This window comes from Stappia taiwanensis, assembly GCF_014635285.1.
Taxonomy (GTDB): domain Bacteria; phylum Pseudomonadota; class Alphaproteobacteria; order Rhizobiales; family Stappiaceae; genus Stappia; species Stappia taiwanensis.
In genome coordinates, this window is the sequence record NZ_BMCR01000005.1 from 287,529 (window position 1) to 309,759 (window position 22,231).

28 protein-coding genes are annotated in these 22,231 nt (G+C 64.0%); 10 read left to right on the plus strand and 18 right to left on the minus strand.

Annotated elements, in window-relative coordinates; all coding sequences use genetic code 11:
• Positions 1-128: 128 nt before the first annotated feature.
• The gene (locus IEV83_RS13980) at positions 129-452 is read right to left on the minus strand and encodes an ArsR/SmtB family transcription factor (RefSeq protein WP_181761794.1); all 324 of its coding nucleotides are present in this window, start codon (positions 450-452) and stop codon (positions 129-131) included.
• Positions 453-572: 120 nt separating this feature from the next.
• Here IEV83_RS13980 and arsB point away from each other — a divergent pair, with 120 nt between their 5' ends.
• From arsB to arsH, 3 genes are read left to right on the plus strand one after another with little or no spacing between them, the layout of a single operon-like run.
• On the plus strand, positions 573-1,613 hold the full coding sequence (gene arsB, locus IEV83_RS13985) for an ACR3 family arsenite efflux transporter (RefSeq protein WP_181761793.1): 1,041 nt from the start codon (positions 573-575) through the stop codon (positions 1,611-1,613).
• A gap of 3 nt (positions 1,614-1,616) precedes the next feature.
• On the plus strand, positions 1,617-2,033 hold the full coding sequence (gene arsC / locus IEV83_RS13990; RefSeq protein WP_181761792.1) for an arsenate reductase (glutaredoxin): 417 nt from the start codon (positions 1,617-1,619) through the stop codon (positions 2,031-2,033).
• On the plus strand, positions 2,030-2,749 hold the full coding sequence (arsH, locus tag IEV83_RS13995; protein WP_181761791.1) for an arsenical resistance protein ArsH: 720 nt from the start codon (positions 2,030-2,032) through the stop codon (positions 2,747-2,749). The genes arsC and arsH overlap by 4 nt, the downstream gene beginning before the upstream one ends.
• Before the next feature lie 101 nt (positions 2,750-2,850).
• Here the strand turns inward: arsH and IEV83_RS14000 are convergent, their stop codons facing one another.
• The 9 genes from IEV83_RS14000 to IEV83_RS14040 all read right to left on the minus strand — a co-directional run bounded on the left by IEV83_RS14000 (position 2,851) and on the right by IEV83_RS14040 (position 9,080).
• Positions 2,851-4,017, minus strand: a complete 1,167-nt coding sequence (locus tag IEV83_RS14000) for an MFS transporter (protein ID WP_181761790.1) — start codon at positions 4,015-4,017, stop codon at positions 2,851-2,853.
• A gap of 12 nt (positions 4,018-4,029) precedes the next feature.
• On the minus strand, positions 4,030-4,425 hold the full coding sequence (locus IEV83_RS14005) for a GlcG/HbpS family heme-binding protein (protein WP_181761789.1): 396 nt from the start codon (positions 4,423-4,425) through the stop codon (positions 4,030-4,032).
• 105 nt (positions 4,426-4,530) lie between these two features.
• On the minus strand, positions 4,531-5,247 hold the full coding sequence (locus IEV83_RS14010) for an IclR family transcriptional regulator (protein ID WP_181761788.1): 717 nt from the start codon (positions 5,245-5,247) through the stop codon (positions 4,531-4,533).
• 158 nt (positions 5,248-5,405) lie between these two features.
• Positions 5,406-6,128: an HAD family hydrolase gene (locus IEV83_RS14015; protein ID WP_181761787.1), complete on the minus strand. Its 723-nt coding sequence runs from the start codon at positions 6,126-6,128 to the stop codon at positions 5,406-5,408.
• A complete protein-coding gene (locus IEV83_RS14020; protein WP_181761786.1) occupies positions 6,125-6,559 on the minus strand; it encodes an alcohol dehydrogenase catalytic domain-containing protein in 435 nt (144 codons plus the stop codon). Before IEV83_RS14020 ends, IEV83_RS14015 begins: the two co-directional genes overlap by 4 nt.
• Before the next feature lie 38 nt (positions 6,560-6,597).
• Positions 6,598-6,894: a GNAT family N-acetyltransferase gene (locus tag IEV83_RS14025; protein ID WP_181761785.1), complete on the minus strand. Its 297-nt coding sequence runs from the start codon at positions 6,892-6,894 to the stop codon at positions 6,598-6,600.
• Between the two features lie 28 nt (positions 6,895-6,922).
• Positions 6,923-7,576: a DsbA family oxidoreductase gene (locus IEV83_RS14030; RefSeq protein WP_181761784.1), complete on the minus strand. Its 654-nt coding sequence runs from the start codon at positions 7,574-7,576 to the stop codon at positions 6,923-6,925.
• A 134-nt stretch (positions 7,577-7,710) separates the two neighbouring features.
• The gene (locus IEV83_RS14035; RefSeq protein WP_181761783.1) at positions 7,711-8,424 is read right to left on the minus strand and encodes a glutathione S-transferase family protein; all 714 of its coding nucleotides are present in this window, start codon (positions 8,422-8,424) and stop codon (positions 7,711-7,713) included.
• Between the two features lie 44 nt (positions 8,425-8,468).
• Positions 8,469-9,080 (minus strand): NAD(P)H-dependent oxidoreductase, encoded by a 612-nt coding sequence (locus tag IEV83_RS14040; protein WP_181761782.1) that lies wholly within the window; start codon positions 9,078-9,080, stop codon positions 8,469-8,471.
• Between the two features lie 124 nt (positions 9,081-9,204).
• Here IEV83_RS14040 and IEV83_RS14045 point away from each other — a divergent pair, with 124 nt between their 5' ends.
• The 3 genes from IEV83_RS14045 to IEV83_RS20090 all read left to right on the plus strand — a co-directional run bounded on the left by IEV83_RS14045 (position 9,205) and on the right by IEV83_RS20090 (position 10,487).
• Positions 9,205-9,576 carry a winged helix-turn-helix transcriptional regulator gene (locus IEV83_RS14045; protein ID WP_181761781.1) on the plus strand — a complete coding sequence of 124 codons (372 nt, stop codon included), beginning with the start codon at positions 9,205-9,207 and terminating at the stop codon, positions 9,574-9,576.
• A 456-nt stretch (positions 9,577-10,032) separates the two neighbouring features.
• Positions 10,033-10,284 carry a LysR family transcriptional regulator gene (locus IEV83_RS20085; RefSeq protein WP_209003164.1) on the plus strand — a complete coding sequence of 84 codons (252 nt, stop codon included), beginning with the start codon at positions 10,033-10,035 and terminating at the stop codon, positions 10,282-10,284.
• On the plus strand, positions 10,209-10,487 hold the full coding sequence (locus tag IEV83_RS20090) for a LysR substrate-binding domain-containing protein (protein ID WP_209003165.1): 279 nt from the start codon (positions 10,209-10,211) through the stop codon (positions 10,485-10,487). Before IEV83_RS20085 ends, IEV83_RS20090 begins: the two co-directional genes overlap by 76 nt.
• 385 nt (positions 10,488-10,872) lie before the next feature.
• Here IEV83_RS20090 and IEV83_RS14055 read toward each other — a convergent pair whose 3' ends face one another.
• The 7 genes from IEV83_RS14055 to IEV83_RS14085 all read right to left on the minus strand — a co-directional run bounded on the left by IEV83_RS14055 (position 10,873) and on the right by IEV83_RS14085 (position 17,561).
• Positions 10,873-12,426 carry a carbohydrate porin gene (locus IEV83_RS14055; RefSeq protein ID WP_181761780.1) on the minus strand — a complete coding sequence of 518 codons (1,554 nt, stop codon included), beginning with the start codon at positions 12,424-12,426 and terminating at the stop codon, positions 10,873-10,875.
• Positions 12,427-12,443: 17 nt separating this feature from the next.
• The gene (locus tag IEV83_RS14060) at positions 12,444-13,220 is read right to left on the minus strand and encodes an enoyl-CoA hydratase-related protein (protein WP_181761779.1); all 777 of its coding nucleotides are present in this window, start codon (positions 13,218-13,220) and stop codon (positions 12,444-12,446) included.
• A gap of 40 nt (positions 13,221-13,260) precedes the next feature.
• The gene (locus IEV83_RS14065; protein ID WP_181761778.1) at positions 13,261-13,893 is read right to left on the minus strand and encodes a MarC family protein; all 633 of its coding nucleotides are present in this window, start codon (positions 13,891-13,893) and stop codon (positions 13,261-13,263) included.
• 56 nt (positions 13,894-13,949) lie between these two features.
• Positions 13,950-15,488, minus strand: a complete 1,539-nt coding sequence (locus tag IEV83_RS14070) for a class I adenylate-forming enzyme family protein (protein ID WP_181761777.1) — start codon at positions 15,486-15,488, stop codon at positions 13,950-13,952.
• An 81-nt stretch (positions 15,489-15,569) separates the two neighbouring features.
• The gene (locus IEV83_RS14075; protein ID WP_209003166.1) at positions 15,570-16,058 is read right to left on the minus strand and encodes a MaoC/PaaZ C-terminal domain-containing protein; all 489 of its coding nucleotides are present in this window, start codon (positions 16,056-16,058) and stop codon (positions 15,570-15,572) included.
• A gap of 17 nt (positions 16,059-16,075) precedes the next feature.
• Positions 16,076-17,290, minus strand: coding sequence for a CaiB/BaiF CoA transferase family protein (locus IEV83_RS14080; protein WP_181761776.1), 1,215 nt, complete (start codon positions 17,288-17,290; stop codon positions 16,076-16,078).
• On the minus strand, positions 17,274-17,561 hold the full coding sequence (locus IEV83_RS14085; protein ID WP_181761775.1) for a hypothetical protein: 288 nt from the start codon (positions 17,559-17,561) through the stop codon (positions 17,274-17,276). Before IEV83_RS14085 ends, IEV83_RS14080 begins: the two co-directional genes overlap by 17 nt.
• Positions 17,562-17,719: 158 nt before the next feature.
• Here IEV83_RS14085 and IEV83_RS14090 point away from each other — a divergent pair, with 158 nt between their 5' ends.
• Entirely contained in the window at positions 17,720-19,519 is a 1,800-nt protein-coding gene (locus tag IEV83_RS14090; RefSeq protein WP_181761774.1) for a hypothetical protein, read from the plus strand.
• A 139-nt stretch (positions 19,520-19,658) separates the two neighbouring features.
• Here the strand turns inward: IEV83_RS14090 and IEV83_RS14095 are convergent, their stop codons facing one another.
• Positions 19,659-19,934, minus strand: coding sequence for a ParB/RepB/Spo0J family partition protein (locus tag IEV83_RS14095; protein WP_181761773.1), 276 nt, complete (start codon positions 19,932-19,934; stop codon positions 19,659-19,661).
• Positions 19,935-20,684: 750 nt separating this feature from the next.
• Between IEV83_RS14095 and IEV83_RS14100 the strand changes: the two genes are divergently transcribed.
• From IEV83_RS14100 to IEV83_RS14110, 3 genes are all read left to right on the plus strand, one after another.
• On the plus strand, positions 20,685-20,885 hold the full coding sequence (locus IEV83_RS14100; RefSeq protein WP_181761772.1) for a hypothetical protein: 201 nt from the start codon (positions 20,685-20,687) through the stop codon (positions 20,883-20,885).
• A gap of 251 nt (positions 20,886-21,136) precedes the next feature.
• The gene (locus IEV83_RS14105) at positions 21,137-21,592 is read left to right on the plus strand and encodes a VOC family protein (RefSeq protein ID WP_209003167.1); all 456 of its coding nucleotides are present in this window, start codon (positions 21,137-21,139) and stop codon (positions 21,590-21,592) included.
• 135 nt (positions 21,593-21,727) lie between these two features.
• A complete protein-coding gene (locus tag IEV83_RS14110; RefSeq protein WP_181761771.1) occupies positions 21,728-22,033 on the plus strand; it encodes a hypothetical protein in 306 nt (101 codons plus the stop codon).
• Positions 22,034-22,231 lie beyond the last annotated feature (198 nt).

Here is a 22,231-nt window from a genome sequence, read left to right on the forward strand (position 1 = left end):
GATTTTTCGGTGCAATCAGGTTGGATAGACGAGACGCGGGACGAAACTGTCGTTCTAGGCCGGAAGGGCAATATCTGCTTTCCCATCGGAAGCTGGCCTTGAAACCGACTACGGCGAGAGGGCCGACCTTACACGTCCGGCGGGACAACCCCGGCGCAGGCGGACTTGTCGCCGCCACAGCAATCCTGCAACAGAAATCGCACCAACCCGTTCACCGCGTCGAAGCTGGGCGCGTAGAGAATTTCGCGGTGCTGACGCTCGGCGGTCACCAGCCCTGCCCGTTTCAGCGTGGCGAGATGACCCGACAAGGTGGACGGCTTCAAATCAAGAAGGCGCCCGACCTCCATGGCGGGTGTGCCGGCGGGGCCCCGCTGCACGAGCAGGCGGAAGATGGCCAGCCGGGTGTCGTGGGCAAGTGCGCTGAATGCGTCGATGGCATCGGGTTGGTTCATATTTCGTAATTACGCGAAATAAAGGAGGTTGACAAGGCGGGCGAAAGCGCTCAACAGAGGTATCAATTCGCCAATTCGCGAAATGACGGACTTATGACCTGCCACCCATCGGAGTCATTCATGGACTATACCTCCGCTGCTGCCCCCATGGGCACCTTTGAACGTTTGTTGACCCTCTGGGTGGCGCTGGCCATGGTGGCCGGGATTGGTATCGGGACCGTGGCCCCTGGTCTGGTTGATGCCGTTGCCGTGACAGAGTTTGCCTCGATCAACCTCGTGGTCGCCGTCCTGATCTGGGCCATGGTCTACCCGATGATGGTCAGTGTCGACTTCGGCGCCGTGGCTGGCGTGGCGCGCCAGCCCAAGGGGCTGCTGGTCACGCTGGTGGTGAACTGGCTGATCAAGCCTTTCACCATGGCCTTTCTCGCGGTGCTGTTCTTCGACCACATCTTCGCGCCCTGGATCGCACCCGAGGACGCGGCCCAATATATTGCGGGCCTTATCCTTCTGGGCGCGGCTCCCTGTACCGCCATGGTCTTCGTCTGGAGCCAGCTGACGCGGGGCGATGCCACCTATACGCTGGTGCAGGTCTCGGTGAATGACCTGATCATGGTCGTGGCCTTTGCCCCCATCGTGGCGCTGCTCCTGGGCGTCACCGAGATCGTGGTGCCCTGGGACACGCTGGCGCTGGCGACCGTGCTCTACGTTGTGCTTCCGCTGATCGCCGGGCTGATCACCCGCAGACTGTTGCGATCGTCGGAGGCCATCGACGCCTTTACCGCTCGGATCAAGCCTCTGTCGATGCTGGGCCTCATCGCCACGGTTGCCATCCTCTTCGGTCTGCAAGGCGATACGATCCTCAGCCGTCCGGGCGTCATCCTTCTCATCGCCGTGCCGATCCTGATCCAGAGCTACGGCATTTTCGCAATCGCCTACGGAGCCGCCTTTGCCCTGCGCGTGCCCCACCGGATCGCCGCGCCCTGCGCCATGATCGGCACCTCAAATTTTTTCGAGCTGGCCGTCGCCGTGGCCATCAGCCTTTTTGGTCTGAACTCGGGCGCGGCGCTTGCTACCGTGGTCGGCGTGCTGGTCGAAGTGCCGGTCATGCTGTCGCTGGTGGCCTTCGCCAACCGTACCCGTGCCCGCTTTCCCGGAGCCTGAGCCATGATCGTCATTCACCACAACCCCGATTGCGGCACCTCGCGCAACGTGCTGGCCTTCATCCGGAAATCCGGGGTTGAGCCGGTGGTCGTTGAGTACCTGACGGAGGGCTGGACGCGCCCGCAGTTGCTCGCGCTCTTCGCCGCCGCGGACATCACCCCGCGCGAGGCGCTGCGCACCACGAAGTCACCCGCCGCCGAACTGGGCCTTCTGGATGAACGCATCTCGGACGACGCCCTACTGGACGCTATGCTCGACCACCCGATCCTGGTGAACCGCCCCATCGTCTGCAGTCCGAAAGGCGTGCGCCTGTGCCGTCCGTCCGAGGCCGTGCTCGACTTGCTCGACCAGTTGCCAGCGGGGCCGCTCTACAAGGAAGACGGCCAGATGGTCATCAACGAGAACGGAGACCGCCCATGAGCGACACGCCCCAACTTCACGACGCCAGTCTTCTCAACATCGACGAGACGCAACTTTTCCCCGCGATCCGCAGCAGCCACGCACCGCGTATCCTGATCCTCTACGGGTCGTTGCGCGAACGCAGCTACTCCCGCTTTGCCGCTGAGGAGGCCGCGCGGATTCTCGAAAGGCTCGGCGCCGAGGTGAAGCTATTCGATCCGCGCAATCTACCGCAACCCGATGGCGCGCCGGCCGAGCATCCCAAGGTGGCCGAGCTGCGAAATCTCGTGACGTGGTGTGAAGGCATGGTTTGGTGCTCGCCGGAACGCCATGGCGCCATGACCGGGATCATGAAATCGCAGATCGACTGGATTCCCTTGTCGCTCGGCGGCGTGCGCCCGACGCAGGGAAAAACCCTGGCGGTGATGCAGGTCTGCGGCGGGTCGCAATCATTCAACACGGTCAACCAGCTGCGCATCCTCGGCCGCTGGATGCGGCTGCTGACTATCCCCAACCAGTCCTCGGTCGCCAAGGCATGGGACGAGTTCGACGAATGCGGTCGGATGAGGCCATCACCATATTACAATCGCATCGTCGACGTGATGGAAGAGTTGGTGAAGTTCACCCTGTTGACCCGAGATATCAAGGATCATCTGGTTGATCGATACTCCGAACGGGTCGAAAGTCGCGCAGAGCTGTCCCGACGGGTCAACCAGGCAAAGGCGGTCGGCCAGTGAAAGCGGTGCGCTTGAAGGCGGAAATCGGCAACAACTTTGGCGCTCTGCAATTGTGATGATGCACTGCCCGGCGACAGGGCCGGGCAGTGCATGATTGCGCGTCAGGCGCGGTTTTCCTGCGCTTTCGCCGCGGTCAGTGACACGAGGCCGAGGGCGATCATGCCTGAAAGGGCCGCGACTACCGGGGTCATCCCGACGCCCGGGCCGGCCACGATCGCACCGCCCACCGCCGACGCGCCGGAGATCCCGAGGTTGAAGGCCGCGATGTTGAAGCCCGAGGCGACGGCCCCTGCACCGGGGCTCCCCGCCTCGGCCGTTTCGACCACGGCCGATTGCACGATCGGCGAGATGGCGAAGGCAAAGCCCCCCCAGACGGCGAGGTTGACCGAAATCGCCCAGACGCTGCCCTGCGTCACCAGCAGCATGGCGAGCGATGCCACAAGGCCGATCAGTACGATGCCCAGCGCAGTCGTCGCGCCAAGCCGGTCGGAGGCCGCGCCGCCCGCAAGGTTACCCACCACGGTCGCCAGACCGAAGAGCATCAGTGCCAGGCTCACCGATGCGGGCGCGATGCCGGTCACGTCGGTCAAGAGCGGCGTGAGGTAGGTGAAGACGACGAAGGAGCCGCCGAAGCCGAAGACCGTGATGAGATAAAGCGACAGGAGCCGCGGGGTGGCGACAAGTGCGAACTGACGCTTGAGCGGCAGCGCCTCGCCAATGCGCAGGTTGCCCGGCAGGAACAGAGCGAGACTAGCAAAGCTGAGAACCCCAAGCGCACCGACAAGCAGGAAGGGCGCGCGCCAACCAAAGGTCTGGCCGATGAAGGAGCCGAGCGGCACGCCGACGACCATGGCCACGGTGAGACCCGCGAACATCAGCGACACCGCACGGGAGGCCCGCGAACGGTCGACCAGAGAGGTGGCGATTGCCGCGCCGATCGAGAAGAACACGCCGTGGGCGACACCGGTCACCATGCGGCCGGCCAGAAGGGTGCCGAAACTCGGCGCCAGCGCCGCCGCGAGATTGCCTGCGGTGAAGAGCGTCATGAGGCCGAGCGCCAGCGCCTTGCGGGGCAGGCGCTGGGTCAGGGCAGTGATCGTGGGTGCGCCGAGCGTGATCGCCAGCGCGTACATGCTGACCAGAAGGCCAGCCGAAGGCACGCTCACGTCGAGCTCGCCGGCAATCTCGGGGATGAGGCCGACGATGACGAACTCGGTCGTGCCGATCGCGAAGGCCGCGATGGCCAGGGCAAGGACTGCGATGGGCATGATAACCTCCTCCTACCGGAGAACCGCGGCGGCGGCTTGCGCGATGTCTTCATCGTCCTCGACTGTGGCACCGGCCACGCCGACTGCGCCAAGGAAGGCGCCTTCCGCGTCACGAAGTACGACCCCGCCACCGAAGCTGATCAGCCCGCCATTGCTGTTCTCGATCGTGTAGATCGCACCCGAGGGGCGAGCCTCTGCGCCGAGCGCGATGCTGTCGGTCTGGAACAACGCGGCGGTGCGGGCCTTCTTCTGCGACACGTCGATGGCGCCGAGAACCGCGCCCTCCATGCGCTCGAACCCGGCAAGTTGGGCGCTGGCATCAACGACAGCGATGTTGACGGCAAAGCCGGCCTTGGCTGCCCTGGCGCGGGCGGTATCGATGACGGTGCGGATGATGTTCTGTTGCATGGGATCCTCTCCTTGTCCTGTAGGGCGTCGTGCCCATCTCTGCCGGTCCACTTCGGACGTGACAGCCGCTTTGGAAAGGGGCGCCCATGCGAGAGCGCAAGATATTCAGTATTGCTGAACCTCGACCGAGATTTTCAACATTTTCCATGCCGCATCGCGCATCCGGGCTTCGGTAAGTTCGGTTTTGGTGCCGGCGATGGCGAGCGCGGCGCGCACCTCGCCCTGCTCCCTGACCGGGACCGAGACGCAATGAAGGCCCCGGATGAAGTATTCGAGGTCGAGCGCGAAGCCGAGGCGGCGGACCTCCGACAGGCGCGCGTCGGTCACGCCATCGTTCGACAGGTCACGACGCAGCCGCACGCGTGTTTCGAGCGCGGGCATGAATGCGAGGAAGACGAGACCCACGGCCGTTCCCTCAAGCGGCTCGCGTCGGCCCACCAAGGAATTGGCACCGTCGCCGTCCGGGTCGAACGCATCGAGGTAGAGCGTCTGGTCCCCGCTGGGGACCGCGAGAAAGGAAGCAAATCCCGTGGCTTCGGTGATCCGGGTCAGCGCGGGCCGCAGGGATGCCCGCAAGCGGTCGTCGTCGCCCGCGATCCGTGCAAGGTTCAGGATCCGCGCTCCGAGGTAGTAGGCGCTATCGCCCGGGCGACGGTGCAGGTAACCGAGGTCCGCAAGCGTGCGCACGATGTTGTGCACCGTGGTCTTTTTCAAGCCGGTGATGTCGGATATCACGGCGAGCTGGGCGCTGCCCCCCTGTCGGGCGATGACCTCGAGGATCGCCGTGGCGCGTTCTATCGACTGAATTGTACTGCCGGGCATGAATCTATATTCAGCAATGCTGAGCAATTGTCACGCACTTCCTGTCTCACGGCGCCGTATGCGTGGGGTATCGCCGAGATGCTGAGCGAGTGCGCGGAGATGCTGGGACAGACAAGCCTATATACGGGCTGCTCAGGTTGAGCCTCGGCCTCGCGCGGCTAATCTGCAAGCACCTTGGCAAGGTCAATGATGTTGTCGACTTCAATATCATAGGTGCCAGGCTCGGGCACATGTGGCCGGTCGACTGGTTCCGGGCCCCACTCGCGCGGTCGGCGCACCAGCGCGGTGCGGAAGCCCACGCCGCGCGCCGCGTCGAGATCGTAGGGGTGGCAAGCCACCATCAGGCACTCTTCCGGCGCCAGCTGCAGCCGCCGCGCGGCGCGGCGGTAGGCTTCGGGCAGCAGCTTGCAGACGCCAAGCCCCTCGCATGAGAGCACCGCGTCCCAGGTCAGCCCATTGCGGCGCGACGTGTCGATCACCAGCCGATAGGACAGGAGAGTGAAGGACACGACAATGAAGTGCCCGCGCAGCGCCGCGAGGCCCTCGCGGACGTCCGGCCAGGCCTCGAAGGAATGCGGCGCGTCCCAGGCGATGGCCCGGCGGTCCGTCTCGTCGACCCCCTCCAGCCCCTCGTCGGCCAGCAGCGTGTCGAGACAGAAGCGATGCGCCTCGTCGAAGTTGTGGCCCGGCGGCCCGTTCTCGCCGAGGTTCAGCATCGCCTGCATCGAGCGGCGGCGCAGATCGTTTGCCAGCGCCGCCCAGTCGCTGTCGATCCCGTGCCGGCGTCCAGCTTCCGCGAAGGCGTCGCGGAAGCCGGAATGCCAGTCGAGCACCGTGCCGCCGGTGTCGAAGGTCAGCGCCTTGACGCCCGCGAGGCTCACGGGATCAGCACCGTCGCGCCGAGCGTCTTGCCAGGCTCGATGCCCTCATGCGCCTTCACCGCGTCCTTGAGCGGATATTCGTAGTTGATGTTGACGTCGAGGATGCCGTCGCTGATCGCCTTGAACAGGTCGCGCGCGGTCCATTCGAGGTCTGAGCGCTTGGCGAGGCAGTGCATGATCGCGGGCCGCGTGATGAACAGCGAGCCATGCCGGCCCAGATCCTTGATGACGTCCACCGGATCCGGCGGGCCCGAGACGTGGCCGTAGGCGACGCGGTCGCCGGGCCTGAAGTAGGTCACGCCCTCGCCAACGTCCTCGGCGACGCCGCCCCCCTCGAAGCCGATGCTCGTGGGCGGGTCGGGCACCGGCCACTCCTCCCACTTCATCACGTCGGGCGGGCCCATCTCGTGGATCACCTGCGCCTTGGGCATCGTCTCCTCCCTTTCTTGTCTGGTTCTTGGAACGGGGGTCACCCGCCCTGCAGCACGTCCCTCCACTCGGGGTGACGGGCGATCTCGGCCTTCGCGAAAGGGCAGAGCGGGACGATCCTGCGCCCTTCGGCGCGGGCGTCCTCCACGCCGCGCTGGACCAGCGCCTTGCCCGCGCCGCGGCCGCGCAGGGCGTCCGGCACGCCGGTATGGTCGATGATGATGGTCGTCGCGCCTGCGCGGGAGTATGTCATCTCGGCCTCATGGCCGTCGAGGAGCAGCACGTAGCGCCCCTTGCTCTCGCCTTCCTCGCGACGGATTTCGAATGCGTCGTCCATTGGCCTTCTCCTTCGTCGGCACCGTGGATCAGGCCGCCTTCACGGCGCTGAGCTGGTTCAGGATGCGGGCGTAGGTCTCCTCTCCCTGCGCGCCGGTGACGAGGTGCCGCTGCTCGAAGATCATCGCCGGCACGCCCTGCACGCCGCGCTCGAGCCAGAAGGTCTCCCGCTCCCGCACGCGCTCGGCGCGCTCGCCCCCCTCCAGCATCGCCCGCGCGGCGTCCCGGTCGAGGCCGATCTCGGCCGCCACGTCCGCCAGGACCGTCGGATCCGCGAGGTTCTCGCGGCGGGTGAAGAAGGCCGCGAACAGGGCGAGCTCCGCCGCGTGCGCCCTGCCCTGCTCCTCGGCCCAGTCGATGAGCTGGTGCGCGCGGAAGGTGTTCCACATGCGCATGTCGTCGGCGTAGTTGAACTCGAAGCCGAGCACGGCGCCCATCTCGGTCAGCCGCGCACGCGCCTTGCGCGAGCCCTCCGGCGTGGTGCCGTATTTCGCGGCGAGGTGCTCGCGAAGGTTCTCGCCCTCCTCGGCCATGCGCGGGTTCAGCTCGAACGGGTGCCAGTGGATCTCCACGGCGATACCCGTCTCCTCCACGGCCTTCGCGAGCTGGTGGTAGCCGATGACGCACCAGGGGCAGACAACGTCCGAGACGATGTCCACGCGGATCGGCGACTTGTCGGTCATGTCGTCACTCCTTGTAGTTCGCGGCGTTGGCAGCGGCCACCGCCTCCACGTCGCCCCCGCCGAACACGGCGGAGCGGGGCTTCGGCAGCTGCGCCCCCCCCCGCCTGCGCGAGCCGCCGGTTCGCACCGGGCGGTCAGGCCGTCTTCACGTCGGACGCGAAGCGGGCCGCGTTCTCCTTCAGGAACTCCGACTCGTCGGCGTCGCCCCAGAAGGCGGGCTGCGCCTTGGGAATGGTCAGCGCCTTCCGCACCGCCGGCCGGGCGTCGATCCGGTCGAACCAGCCCTTGAGGTTGGCTAGACCGTCGATCCCGACCCGCGCCCATGGATAGGCCCTTGCCCAAGGATAAACCGCCATGTCGGCGATCGAGTAGTCATCCACCAGGAAGTCCCGACCCGCGAGCCGCGTGTCGAGCACCTCCAGCAGGCGGCGACTTTCGTCCACGTAGCGCTTGATCGAGAACGGCTCCTCATGGCCGTTGGGCGCGGCGATGCGCTGGAAATACATCGCCTGACCCATCATCGGCCCGACATGTCCTACCTGGAAAAACAGCCACTGAAGTGTCTCGGACCGCGCCACGGGGTCGTCCGAAAGGAACTTCCCGTACTTGTTCGCAAGGTGCCAGAGGATTGCACCGGACTCGAAGATCGGCCGACCCTCGTCGCGATCGACGATGGTCGGGATCTTCCCGTTCGGGTTCAGCTTCAGATAGTCAGGCGCCTTCTGCTCCTGCTTCGATAAGTCGATGAAGGTCAGGCCGTAGGGGACCCCGGCCTCCTCGAGGAAGATCACCGGCTTGTAGCCGTTCATCGTCGCGGCGGTGTAGAGGTGGATGTCCGGCTGGGTCATCTGCGTCGCTCCGTCAGGTTTCTTTGCGGCAATCCGGCATGCGCTCAGGCGGCGGCTTCGGTCCGCGCGTCGGGGAACACAGCGGCCAGATGCGCGTCGAAGCGGGCGAGATCGGATTCGATTTCGGGGTTCTTCATCACGTCGAAAGCGCCGAAAGTGGGCAGCGGCGACATGCCGAAAAACTTTGCGTTGAGATGCGCCGGCCGCAGCAGGTCGTCTAGAGACAGGCCCGCGAAGAACGGCTCCGCAGGGTCGTCGAACGCCTCGGCGGGGGCGTTGAGCGTCGCCGAAAGCATGTAGCGCGTGCCGGCGAGCGCGCCGCCCATGCCGTAGTTCGCCTTGGGCGCTTCAGCGATGCGCCCGTCGCCCACAGTCAGCCGACCGTCCATCCCGACGGTATAGACCTCATCCATGTACTTCTTGAACGACCATGGCACGCCCATCCAGTTCACCGGGAACTGCATGATGACGGTGTCGGCCCAGCGGTGGTTCTCCACCTCCGCCTCGACGTCATAACCTTCGGCCACCGTGGTCAGGCGCACGGCGTGACCTTGCGCCTCCAGTCGGTCTTTCGCGCGGACCGCCAGCGTGGCGTTCAGCCGGCCGGGAGCGAAGGGATAGGGCTGGGCGCCGTTCAGGATCAGGATGTTGCTCATGGTGTCTGTCCTTGTTTTCGAGTTCTCGGCCGGTTGACTCCCGGTCATCTCGAGGCGAAGTTGCTCACTCCGGGAACGGAAATCAACCAGTATACTTTTAGTAACCTTACAGGAGAGGCTTGCGGTGGAAGCCAAAGTGGTGGAGGACGCGAAAGGGCGCCGGCACGTTCATGACCCCTGCATTGAACCCTGCGCCATCGAACGCGGCATGCGGATCATCGGCGGCAAGTGGACGGGCTCGATCCTGTGGCACCTGAAGGACGGGCCGGTGCGGTTCAACGATCTTGCCCGGATGGTCGGCGGGGCATCGAAGAAGATGATTGCCGAACGGCTGCGCCAACTCGAAGCGCAAGGGCTTGTGCAGCGGGAGGTCATGGATACGGCCCCGGTTTCGGTACAGTACCAGATCACCGATCTGGGCCGCACGGCGCTGGGGTTTCTCGATGAGCTTCGGAAGTGGAGCGAGAGCCTGCCGCAAGGCCTGGCCGATGCCTGACCTGCGGCGCGTGAAACCGGACGCGATCCCGGCCATCCATCCGGTGCCGGAATACGCCGCAACGGGGGACCTGGCGGAGGTTTACGAGCGGACCAAGGCGGGTCTCGGAGTTCCCTGGATGGGTATCCATGCAGGCCGCAGCCGTTCGAACAGCCGTCGTGGCAGGCGCGCATTTCGGTTTTGGCGGGCACCAGCGCTCCCTGACGCTCTCCCGGGCTGGCGAACATCGCATTGACGGACCAGCCAGGGCTCGCCGGCGGAAGTGGCGTGGCGGCGCAGCATCACCAGCGCGTCGGCGTCTGCGGCTGGTGATCGATGAAGATCCGCTGGCTGTTCTGAGGGGTAAGAACTTCAAGCATGGACATTGGCTCCTCCGTTGTTTGTGTGGAGAGGTCAGGCTGAGGCTGGCTCGAGAACATCCAAAAGAGCTTTACTGCGGCAGCCAAGTCCCTTCGCATGACGCCGGCTTCCATCACACGCGTCATCGCCCGGCTAGAACAGGATCTCGGTCAGCAGCTGCTTGTCCGCACGACGCGGCAAGTCTCGCTGACCTCCGCGGGCGCTCTCGTTGCGGCGCGCTATCGGCCGGTTGTCGAAGCGTTCGACAATGTCAGGGACGAGTTGGACCGGACATGCAGCCGCATCGCGGAAGGCTGTCGATCAATGCCCCCACGTCTTTCGGACTGCGACTCTTGCCGAAACTATTGAGCAGCTTCAGGCTTGCGTATCCAAGCATCGAACTCTCAGTCATGCTCACCGACAGCCTCGTGGATGTCGTCGCCGAAGATTGTGATCTGGCGATCCGGTTGTCAGAACCTCCTCGCGACAAGTCCACGATCCGGCGCATCGACCCAACGACCACCAGACGTCACCAAACTCCTGTTCAGGAGTTGGAATCAGGAATCAAATGACTTGCATAGGCACTTTATGGATCTGAATCCTAGGGCCGACATTCTCCAAACCCCATGAATTCGCAAGATCTTTTTATTTGACCACAAGAAATTTAAAATAAATGACTTTTAGTAACACTATATGAGCAATTCGAATTATTATACTTCATCAGAACGAACACAAATAGAACAATCAAACGACCCATCATGATCTTTATGAAAAAAGTGTTTCAAGCAGAAATGCTGACAATGTTAAGTCTTTGCAAAAGACGCCCAAACCTCGCGCCCGCACAATTCACGCGCGTGCGTTCCGGTGAGCAGTCGCACATAAAAGTGCGGCACACGGCCTGTGGTTTCACTTCGGTCGATGCCGCGCGGTCCGCTCGTTCCTCGGACGCACAAGAGCTCAGAAGGTCGCCCGCGCGCGCAGACCGAACACGGCAATGAAATCGTCCTTCGGATTTAGAGCGGGGTCGACAAGCAGTTGCAAGCTGGGGGTGATCTGGATGTTTTCGGCGAACTGGACCCGGTAGAAGCCCTCGGCGGTCCACTGGTCCGATAGATCGACGGGGAAAGTGTCGGAGTTGGGCCGCCCCCAGTTCAGCCCTATGCCAAGCAGATTGCCGCCCGGCTGGTCCAGATAGCCGAAACCCGCGCTGACGGACGCCTCAAACACCCCGCCGCCCCCCTCGGCCCACGCGCCTCGGAGGAAGGGGAGCCAGTTCGCCCCCACGAGCGATGACATCGAAACGTTCACACCGCGCCCTCCTTGCGCGCCCGTCGCATTGCTCGCGTCCATCTCCCAGAAGGCGATGTGCGCGTTGTCGACGAAAAGCCGCTGCCCGCCCGATGTAAATCCGATTTCCGCCGTCCGGAACGTCTCGAAATCGTTAAAGAACGTATCAAAACCGTCGAAAACCGCGGATGGATCGGTGTTCCGGTCCACGATCCCGGCGGCAAGGTAGACGCTGTCCGTCAGGTAGCCGCCGGCCATGACGCCGAAGGCGCCGTCGGGCAATACGCTCATGGTGTTCGAGCCGGTCGAGAATGCAAGGTTCTGAAAGCCCGTCCAGGGGCTCGCGAGCGCGTAGACGTTGAAGTATTCCTTCACATCGAGAAAGCCGATCCGGAACACCGCGCGGTCGTCAAAGGCGTCCTGACGCCAGTAAAGCGTGGTGGTGCGAAAGCCGTCCTCGTTGAAGACGGGCTGCGGCGTGCCGGCATAGCCGAGCGCCGCGCCGAATAGGATGGGCGGCGTGTCGGTGTAGGAATGCCGATGCTCGATCTTGAACTCCAGGCGCCCCGTATTCGGTCCGTCCCGGTTCACGAGGTCGAAGGAGCCGAAAAAGCGGGCGATCCCGCCCGCCGCGTAATCGTCGCCCAGGCTTTCCGTGGCGACGAAGCCGGCCGCGGTGTAATCGGCGCCAAAGCTCAATCCCGTGCGGTCGCGGATCCCGGCTTTCCACTCCTCCCAGTTCTCAAGGAGATTCTGGTCCAGCACGTCCGCCTTCTCCTGCCGGTCCCTGCGCAGGATCGCATCCGCGGAATCCGGGCCTTGCAACGGCTCGGCACTCAGATCCGTGGTCCTCGCTTCCGGACGGCCGATGGTGTCCGCCAGAGCCGGGACGGAACCGAACAGAAGGCCAATGATCGACAGCACCCCGATCGCGCGTTTTGTCGTCACGCCGTGCATCCCGCGCGACACCGTCCCAGCCGAAGCCCGGCTGCCGAGGTAGCCCGCGCTGCGGGACAATTTCCACCAGGCAACATCGGTGCCCGCTCCGACCAGGCACTTTGCTTGGCTGGAGATGCTTCCTTGCGTCCCGGTGTCACCTCTCGCCCCGATCCGGCCGTCCGCAATCGCAACGCGCATGCCGCCATCGGAAGCGATCGGGGCAAGCGAACGATTGACCAGGACCGGTCCGCCCCCCTCAGATGCATCGACGAAGACGTCCCCCATGTCCCTTCGCTCCAGTTTCAGTATTTCCGGTAATCCGGCTTTCGCTTTTCGGCGAAGGCGGCCATGCCTTCCTTCTGGTCCGGCGTGCTGAAAAGCCCGTGGAAGAGACGGCGCTCGAGCTTCAGGCCGGGGATCAGCGGGGTTTCCGCCTGCTGATTCACAGACTCCTTGCCCGCAAGGACTGCCAGGCGCGGATTCGCCGCGATTCTCGAGGCGATCTTGAGCGCTTCGTCGAGATGCGTGCCATCCTCGACCACCGCCGTGATCATGCCGATCCGTTCCGCCTCTTCCGCGCCGAACGTCTTACCGGTCAGCACGTAGTACATGGCCTTGGCCTTGCCGACGGCACGGGTGATACGCGCGGGGCCGCCGGCCCCGGGGATCACGCCCAGCGTGACCTCTGTCAGGCCAAACTGTGCGGTCGTGTCGGCGATGATCATGTCGCACATCAGCGATATCTCGGTCCCGCCACCGAAGGCAAAGCCGCGCACGGCGGCGATGACCGGTTTGCGGCACGCCGTGACCTTGTCCATGTAGGCCGCGAGGTCGGTCAGGTAGGCGCTCTCGAAATCCTGGCTGGCGATCCATTTCAGGTCGGCACCGGCGCAGAACGCCTTGTCGCCGCCCGCGAGCACCATGCAGCCGATGCTGTGGTCGGCATCGAAGGCCAGAAGCGCATCGGTCACCTCCTGCGCCACCTGTTCGTTGAGCGCGTTCAGCGCATCGGGGCGGTTGAAGGTCACGATGCCCACATTCCCGCGCGTTTCCGTCAAAACGTACTCATACTCGGCCATCTTCTTCCTCCTTTTGGCGGTTGGGGGCAGCAGGTTTGTCTCAGGCGTTCAGATCGACATCCGGGTTCGGGATCAGGCCAAGCCCGTCGAGGCCGAAGATCACCAGTTGCACCGCAAGCGCGCAGAGCAGCAGCCCGACGATGCGCAAGAAAATCTTGAGGATCGCGGGCGGGATCTTGGCGAAGATCTTGTCGGCGGCGAGAAGGAAGCCGAGGTTGATCGCCATCATCGCGAGGATCATCGCCAGGAAGATCCCGCCGTCCGCTGCGCCGGCCAGAGTGCCCTCAATGGCCACGATGGCGACAAGGCCCTGCGGCGACGCCATGAGCGGCACGGCAAGCGGAAAGGTGGCCACATCGATCGAAGGCGCCGGCGGCGGCCCGTCCGAGGTCTGCTCCTTGTCCTCACCCAGGATCAGGTTCAGTGCGAAGAGCAGAAGGATGATGCCGCCCGCGATCAGCAGCGCCTCCGTGCTGACCTTGAGACCCGCGAGAATGGCGGCGCCGACCAGCGCGAAAATGATGCAGATGACCGTGGAGACGGTCACCGTGCGAAAGGCGATGACGCGCTTGAGGTCCGCGTCGGCGGACTTGGTCAGTCCGAGATAGACGAGCGACGCTCGCACCGGGCCGATGGTCACGAAGAGAAGTACGAAAATGTCACCCCAACCCATCGGGGCACCTCCTGTCTTGCAGCGTCTTGGGCGCTGCTATGGTCACCGTCCCGCGGTCACTCGGCCTCGACCGGGTCGAGGCGATCGCGCAGCTCTTTCTTCGAAATCCGGTCCAGCGTGGAGCGGGGAAAGTCATCGACCACATGCACCGCGCGCGGCATCTTGAAGTCGGCAAGGTTTTCTCGGCAGCCGCTGAGGATACGGTCGCGCAGTTCGTCCTTCGCCAGCGCTTGGCCGTCGGCGTTCGCCGAAACGAAGGCCACCGGTACGTCGCCCAGCATGTGATGCTTCTGAGCCACCACGGCGCATTCAAGCACGAGCCCGGTGCCCGCGATCACGGTCTCGATCTCGAGCGCCGCGACGTTCTCGCCGCCGACGCGCAGCATGTCCTTGTCGCGGTTGACGAAGTAGAGCCAGCCCTCGGCGTCGATCCGGACGATATCGCCGGTATCCAGCGCGCCGCTGGCGTCGAAGGCATCCTCGGTCTTGTCGGGCTGCCGGTAATATTCCCTGAAGAGCGACACGCCCCGCTCGCCGCGAATGTAAAGCAGGCCTTCCTCGCCCGGCCCCGCCATGGTGCCATCGGGCTTGCGGATCTCGACATCGTATTGCGGCAGCGCCCGGCCCATCGTTCCGGGCGGCCCCGGATGATCGGCATCGGTCATGATCGCGGCTGTCCCCGTTTCCGTCATCCCCCAGAGCGCCATGGTGCGGGCACCGAACTCGGCCTCCGCCTCCGGCAGGCGCGCAAGCCCGATCAGCGTGTGTACCTTGTGCTCGGGCACCGGCCGCCCCTTGAGCGCCTTGAACGCAAACGGGATCCTCGATACCCAGGTCACACCATGGGCGGCGCAGGTGTCCCAGAACCGCGAGGCGGAAAAGCGCGGATGCACGACGATGGTGTTGCCCGCCCAGAGGGCAGAGAAGAACGTCACCTGCGCATTGGCATGAAAGAGCGGCAAATAAAGCAGCGTCACGTCCTCGCGCCGTAGCCGCAGGTTCATGGCGATCGTCCGGGCGCCCCAAAGCGCGTTCGCGTGGGTCCAGACCGTGGGCTTTGGTCGCGAGGTCGTGCCGGATGTGAACTGCACGGCGAAATTGCGGAGATGATCGGCGGGCAGGTCCGGGAGCGGGCCGTCGGAAAAGACCTCTGCCAGCGAGGTCGCGCCCAGGGCGGCCGCATCATAGGCGGTGTTGGGATCGCCCGTCACGATCATCGCCGTGCCGGCCCCGCAGGCCTCCCGGACGAGCGGCGCCAGCGAGGGCTGGGTGATGGCGCAGGCGGGCTGCATCAGCTCGGCGAAGTAATGGACGTTTTCCGCCACCGACCGCGTGTTCGTCGTCACCGGCACCGCGCCGAGATAAGCACAGCCCAGCCAGGCACCGAGGAATTCCGGCCCGTTATCGAGATGCATCAACACGAAATCGCCCGCACGCACGCCCCGGGCGTGGAGCCCCGCCGCGAAGCGCCGTGCCTCGCGCGCCATCTCGGCGTAGCTCCAGCGGCGTACGTCGCCCTCGAACGGGGCCCAGACGACGAAGGGCTTGTCGGGCTGGCGTGCCACCCATTGATCGAGCAGCCACGTCACGCTCATGCCACGAAACGCGTCCCCCTTCGAGGCGGTCCTGCGGTCGGAGGGCAGGGTCAATGCTTTGTCCTCGGCGTCTTGCGATGGTCAAGCATTCTTCTTCCTGACGTAGAGCAGGTGCTCGACGAAGCACACCGTCTCACCACTCTGGTTGGTGGTGGTCTCGGTCTGCGTCAGCACACCGTGGGTCGGCTGCTTGGCGTCCTTCTTGTCAGCGACCGTGACCTCGGTCTTGATCGTGTCGCCGATGTAGACAAGGCCGGGATAGCGGATTTTGCCGTAGCCATAGTTCATCACGTTGGGGTTCATTCCCTGCGATTGAAAGATCAACCCGGTACTGATCACGAAGGTCAGATTGCCGTGCGCGATCCGGTGTTTGATCGGCTGCGAACTTGCGAATTCCTCGTCGGTGTGGTGGGGCATGAAGTCGCCGGAATGCATCGCGTGCATCACAATGTCGGTCTCGGTGATCGTGCGGCCGGCGGTCATATATGAGTCGCCAATTTCAAAGTCTTCGAAAAACTTGCTCTCATCGTTCATGTTTCGCCCTTTCGATTTCTCGATGGCATCGGGCAATGTGCGCTTCGGGCCGACTACTTCGGCAAACCGACCGCCTTCGCCTCGGCCATCGCCTTGATCTCGTCTTCGCTGAAGCCTGCGGCGGTCAGTACCGACACCGTGTGTTCGCCCACGGCAGGCGGCGCCTGCGGGGCGACCCGCTCCACGCCCTCGGCCATGATGTGCATCGGGCTGTCGACCGTCCGGATGCCGTCGGCCCCTGCCACCTCCGGGAAGCAGCCATTGGCGATCATGTGTTCGTCGCGGGTGCATTCCTCGGTCGTCTGCACGACGCTGAAGTTCGCGCCGAACTCCGACAGGCGCTTTCGCACAGTTTCGAGGTCGTGTTGCGCCACGATGCCCTGCATCTCGTCGTATAAGGCCTTCGCGTTCTTCAGACGGGCTTGCGGCGTGGCGAAGCGTTCGTCGCCCTTCAGGTGATCGGCCCCAAAGGCATCGCGCAGGTTTCCGATATTGTCGGGATTGAGCTCCACGATGATCACGTAGCGGCCGTCCTTCGTCTTGAAGCGCCCGCCGGTGACCGGGTTGGGCCACTCGTCGATGTAAAACTTCGGCATCGGCGGCGTGCCGACGAGGGCGGCCTGCATCATGCAGCCATTGGCCCAGAGCCCGTTATGCATGAGCGAGGTGAACACTTCCGAGCCCTGCCCCGTCCGCTCCCGGTGGAAAAGGCCGCCAAGCACCGCGCCGGCGAGCGTCGACGCCGTGCCGAGATCGCCGAGCCCCACTGGCAGGGCGACGGGGTCGCCCTCCTTGGGGCGCAACTCCTCCATCACGCCGGTGCGCGCATACCAGGCGGTCGCGTCGAAGCCCGGCGCGTTCTTGTCGGGCCCTTTGAGGCCGAAGCCGTTGATCGAGGCATAGACGATTTTCGGGTTGACCGCCTTGATGTCCTCGTAGGTGTGGTTCAGCGCTTTCTGCACCGGTCGCGGCGAGTTCGTCAGAAACACGTCCGCGGTCGCCACGAGTTTGTTGAGCGCATCCTGCGCCTCGGGCTTCTTGAGGTTGAGCGCGACCGATTTCTTGGTTCGGTTCTGGATGTAGGTGGTCCAGGCCACTTTCGATGGCGGCAGGCCCGGCGTCATGTGCCCGAACCGCCAAGGGTCGCCGCCCAGGGGTTCCACCTTGATCACCTCGGCTCCGAGATCCGCCAGGATTACCGTCGCGTTCGGCGCGGCCGCCATCGAGGCGACCTCGACCACTTTGATCCCGTCAAGTATTCCGGCCATCGTCTTTCATCCTTTGCTTGAACGGCTCCACGAAGGCCGCGCGCATTTTCCTGTCCAGATGATCGAGGAACTCGTCCTGCAGCCTCTCGAAGATCTTCTCGTATTCGTCGGCGCGCTCGGGCAGGTCCTTCCACCGCTCACGCGCTGTGTCCGCGATCGCCAGTTCCTCGCAGATCGAGCGGAAATCCGGATCGTCGCGGTGCAGCGCGAGGATGGAATGTTCCAGTCGCGGAAACCGCCAGATCAGTTTTTGCAGATACGCGTCGGCCATCGGAGCACTCCCGCCGACCACTCAGCATGGTCGCGGCGGGCGGCGACACGTTGGAACATGTTGCAACTTGTGGTCACGCGGGGCGAGCGGCTGTTAACTTCCTGTCAAATATCATTAAGATCGCATGTTCCGAAGCGTGTCCGGAGAAACCTCGCTCGATGTCGATATCCGACTCATTCGCTCGCACGGCGTTTTCCGAAGGTGAGATACGCAAGCAACTCGCGCGAATCCTTGCCTTCCCCGAGTTCCAGGCAAGCGATCGCCGGCGCGACATGCTCGCCTTCGTGGTGGACGAGGCGCTGGCCGGGCGTGCGTCCGGGATCAAGGCGACGACGATCGCCATGGCTGTCTTCGACAGGGGCGCGGATTTCGACCAGCAAGCCGACCCCGTGGTGCGCCTCGAGGCTCGCAAGCTGCGCCGCGATCTCGACAACTACTACGCTGACGCCGGACAGAACGACCCGATCCGCATCAGCATCCCCAAGGGGGCATACGTGCCGAAGTTTGCCGCGCAGGCGACCGGGAACGCAGCGCTCGCCCGCCCCGAGGCCGTCACCCGCCCGGCAAGGCCGGATACGCCCCCGTCAGCTGACACAGAGGCCCCGCCGATGCCGGCAACCCCGGCATCCCGCCGCTGGCGCCCCCTGCACGCGACGGCGGGCGCAGGCATACTCGTCCTCGCGCTTCTTGCCATCGTCATGGCGAAACGCCCTGTGAGCATTCCGTCGCAAGACGCAGCGGCCGTGCCAGTGGGCGGGGTGAAGATCCTTATGGAAGGCTTCGATACCCGCAGCGCCGATGACCTCTCGACACTGCTCGCCTCCGGCCTTTCCCATGAGCTGGCCGCATCCTTGCTCAGGTTCCCGGATCTGCGGGTCCACCTGATGGCCGCCTCTGGTGACGCCGACCCGGCGATTGCGACAGGCGCGGAGGAAGCGCCGAACACGGACTTCACGGTATCGGGGACCGTCTGGCGCGAAACGGATGAGGTGCTCGTTCGCGCCGAACTCGTCCGGCGCCGCGACGGCCAGGTCCTCTGGAGCGACCGCTTCATCGAAGGGGCAGAAGGTCGTAGCCTTACCGATATCCAGGACGCGATAGCGGGCGAGATTGCCGCGGTTGTCGGCCAGCAATACGGCCATGCCATGCGCGACATACGCCAAACGCTTGCGGCTGACGGCAGCGACCCCAGCCTGCGCGGCTTCGCCTGCGTCGCCAGCGCGCAGATCTACCGGCGCACCTATCGCAGCGAGGCGTATCAGGCGGCGCGCGACTGCCTCGAGCAAACGGTTCTGGACGAGCCGAATTACGGACGGGCCTGGGCCATGCTCGCCTATCTGCGTAACGATGCGGCGCGGTTCGGCCACGACAGCGAGCGCACGCGGGACGAAGCCTTCGCCCATGCGCGCGCGGCGGCTCTGCGTGCACTGGACATCAACCCCAGCGACACCGATGCCCTGCAGGCGATGTCGCATATAGAGCAATACGCCGGGGATCTCGACCGATCCATCGCCTTCGCGCAGCGGGCCGTCGAGGAAAACCCCAACGATCCGGCCGTGCTGGCCAACCTGGGCTACCGCTACGGAATGGTCGGCAGCTTCGATAAGGCCGTCCCCCTCCTCGAACGCGCGATCGACCTGTCCCTGGCGCCGGCCCCTTTCTATTTCCACATGATTGCGATGGACCACATGATGAAGGAGGAATGGGACGACATGCTCGTCAACGCCGAACGTGCCGTCGCGGACGGATCGGCGCTGAGCCACGCGCTGCTTGCCATCGCCCATGCGGGCCTTTCGAATGAGCAGGCCGCGCGCGACGCCTACGACTACGTCGCCGGCCGCAGCCCGCTTCTGGCCGAGGATCCCAGAGCATGGCTCGAGCCTCGCAGGCTTGATCCCGAAGTTATCGACGCAATCGAAAAAGGTATCGCTTCCGTGAGGTCGCATCATTCGCAATGAAGCCTTTAGGCCTCGGTGTGGCCGTCATTTCATGCAGCCCGTGTTACTTGCGAACCGACCTGCGCTTTCACCATGCCCAGGGCTCTCGCTTCAGCCGAGCGAGCCTCTACTCTGGCTCGACCGGCAATGACGCGCACTGTTAGAAGTGAAGTGCTTGCTGCTGCCACTCCATCGGGAACGGCTCCAGCACCCGCGCCATCGTCACCTGCGACGGCTGCTTCCCGTCCAGGATCGCCTCGACGATGTCGGGCGCAAGTAGCGTCAGACGAAGAACGCGGGTCATGTAGGACGGCGCGATCCCCTCGCGCTCGGCCAGTTCGGCAATGGTGGAGAACTGGCCCGACTCCAGCAGCCGCTTCCACCGAAACGCGCGCGCCAACGCCGTGACCAAAGTGCTGTCCGTGCCAATTTCCACGCGTCAACCAGCAGCGCCACGATGCGCGCCTGCTCGGCGGGGAACAGCTCATCCCACAACGGGTCGAGTTGCTGCAGGGCCACGCTAGCGTCGGCCTCGGTGAGGTCATCGGCGTGGCCGCGTGCCGCCTTCCACGTCCCCGCGACGATCTCTGGCTGGCGGAACACGGCGCGCAGCTGGTCATGACGGCGGTCTCGACTTCACCTGCTGGCACACGGCCGACCGGACACGAACCGGCACCATGCTTCGGCACCGTCTGGCTGACATCGTAGCGGTAGAGCCTGTCACCCTTGCGGGTATGTGGCGGCGAGAAGGCGGCGCCATCAGGCCCGAATAGCAGCCCCTCAGGAGCGCGGGCGTCTCGGCGCGGGTCCGCAGAGCGCTTGCGGGGGCTCCCCTGAAGTATGACGTGGACCTTACCCCACATGTCACGGTCTATGATCGTGTCGTGCTCGCCGCGCGGCGTGCGGATGCCGCGTTGCGCGACCCCGCGCGCCAGTTCCGTCCCCGACCCGATCTCGAGGAAGCGGGCGAAGATCCAGCGGACATGCTCGGCGTGCTCCTCCTCGACCACGAGCTTCCTGTTCTCGACGCGCTAGCTGTAGGGCGACACCCCGCCCATCCACATGCCCTTAGTGCACCCGGAAAAGGGGCTTGAAAGCCATGAGCTTTGGATAAGCGATTGCCGGCGCCGTCAGCGCCACCGTCCTGAGTGTGGGTGTCGCATCCGTCATGCCGGACGCCACCACCATGAAGCGCCTGGAGACGGTGGCGTTCTATATCGGCGCGGCAGAGCACTGTCAGATCGATATCGAGACCGACCGCTTGGAAGCATACTGCCTGAAACACGATGCGCTCGAACCGATCACGTGGGAGGCAATTGAGAGGGCGGTAAGCAAAGGCGCTTTTATCCGGCATAAGCCGGGCAGTTCGCACTGCGGGCCTGGCTGAACATATCATGCGGGCCGAGGGGATTATCGACTAGCGGCCGTCACGCGCTCGCAGGGGGCCGATTGCACCGCTTTGCCACGTAATTTCTGTTGCCATTTGATCTTGCGCGCTACAGGTACGCTCAATCCGTGTTCCTTCCGAACGCCTTGCCGCCTACAACGGCTTGGAGCCCTGAATGGGCCTTGGACCTCAGTGCTTTAAAAGCTAATGTCGGCCCGAGTTCGCGATAAAATACCGCAGGGGGTTAGTGCATGATTGAGCCAGCAGCTATGGAGCAGGGGTTGTCAGAAATTGGTGTGCTCTTTGTGGCTGGTTTTGGCCCTATAACCACAGACGCGACTCAAAGTCGGGGGCTTTATGCAGATATACTTGGCCTGCCACTCAAACCATACGGCGACAACACTGACTATCTTTCGACCGAGGACGGCGAGTTAAAGGGCTGCAGGCATTTTGCACTTTGGCCGCTCTCGCAGGCCGCGCAATCCTGCTTTGGTCGTGATGAATGGCCGACAGACCTGCCAACACCACAGGCATGGCTGGAGTTCGATGTGGAGAATATCGCTGTCGCCACCGAAGGGCTGCTGGCACGTGGCTATGATCTGCTGATTTCCAACAGGCAAGAGCCTTGGGGCCAGAGCGTGACGCGCTTTCTCAGTCCAGAAGGCTTACTGCTTGCGGTGAGTGAAACGCCGTGGCTGCGCGATTAGCCGAATGGCAACTCCACCCACAAAGCGACCATCAGACCGGGAGAGTAGAATGTCGCACAATCGGCGGGAATGGCGGAGGGAACGAGACCGGGATTCAACGTTCTCCAGCCGCTAAGTCATTGTTTTTTTCAATGAATGGCCCTGACGATCAGGAAAGCCAACTGGCTCAATTCCAACGGGCTGGGAAACAGCCTTCTTCTTAGTAACCGCGATGCCGATCAACTCTTGGCGCTTTCAATCTGGGTTCTGCGGGCCGCGACATTCCGTGGCGATGCCCTCCGCTGGCAGTCAAGATTGCTTCTTCTCGGCTTCTTCTTTCTGACGCGCACGTTCTTCTGCCGCATCGATCCGTCGGCCGATCCCCTGTCCGACCTTAACAACCTGACGTCCCAAGAAGCGGCTCGGACGCGACGTCGCGACTTTGTAACCCATCTCGGCTAAGTCCACGGTCGCCTTCATAGTGCCGGTCACAGCGACGCCGATACCTTCCTCAATCGCCTCGGCCTTGTCGATGCCTTCTCGATGGCGATCAATAGCGTGATTGATGCCCCGGAGAGTGGCAAAGATACCTAGACCGCTGAGATTGACCTGCTCCCCTGAGATGTTCCCGATTTTGGGTTAGCCTGTTCCTCAACGAAG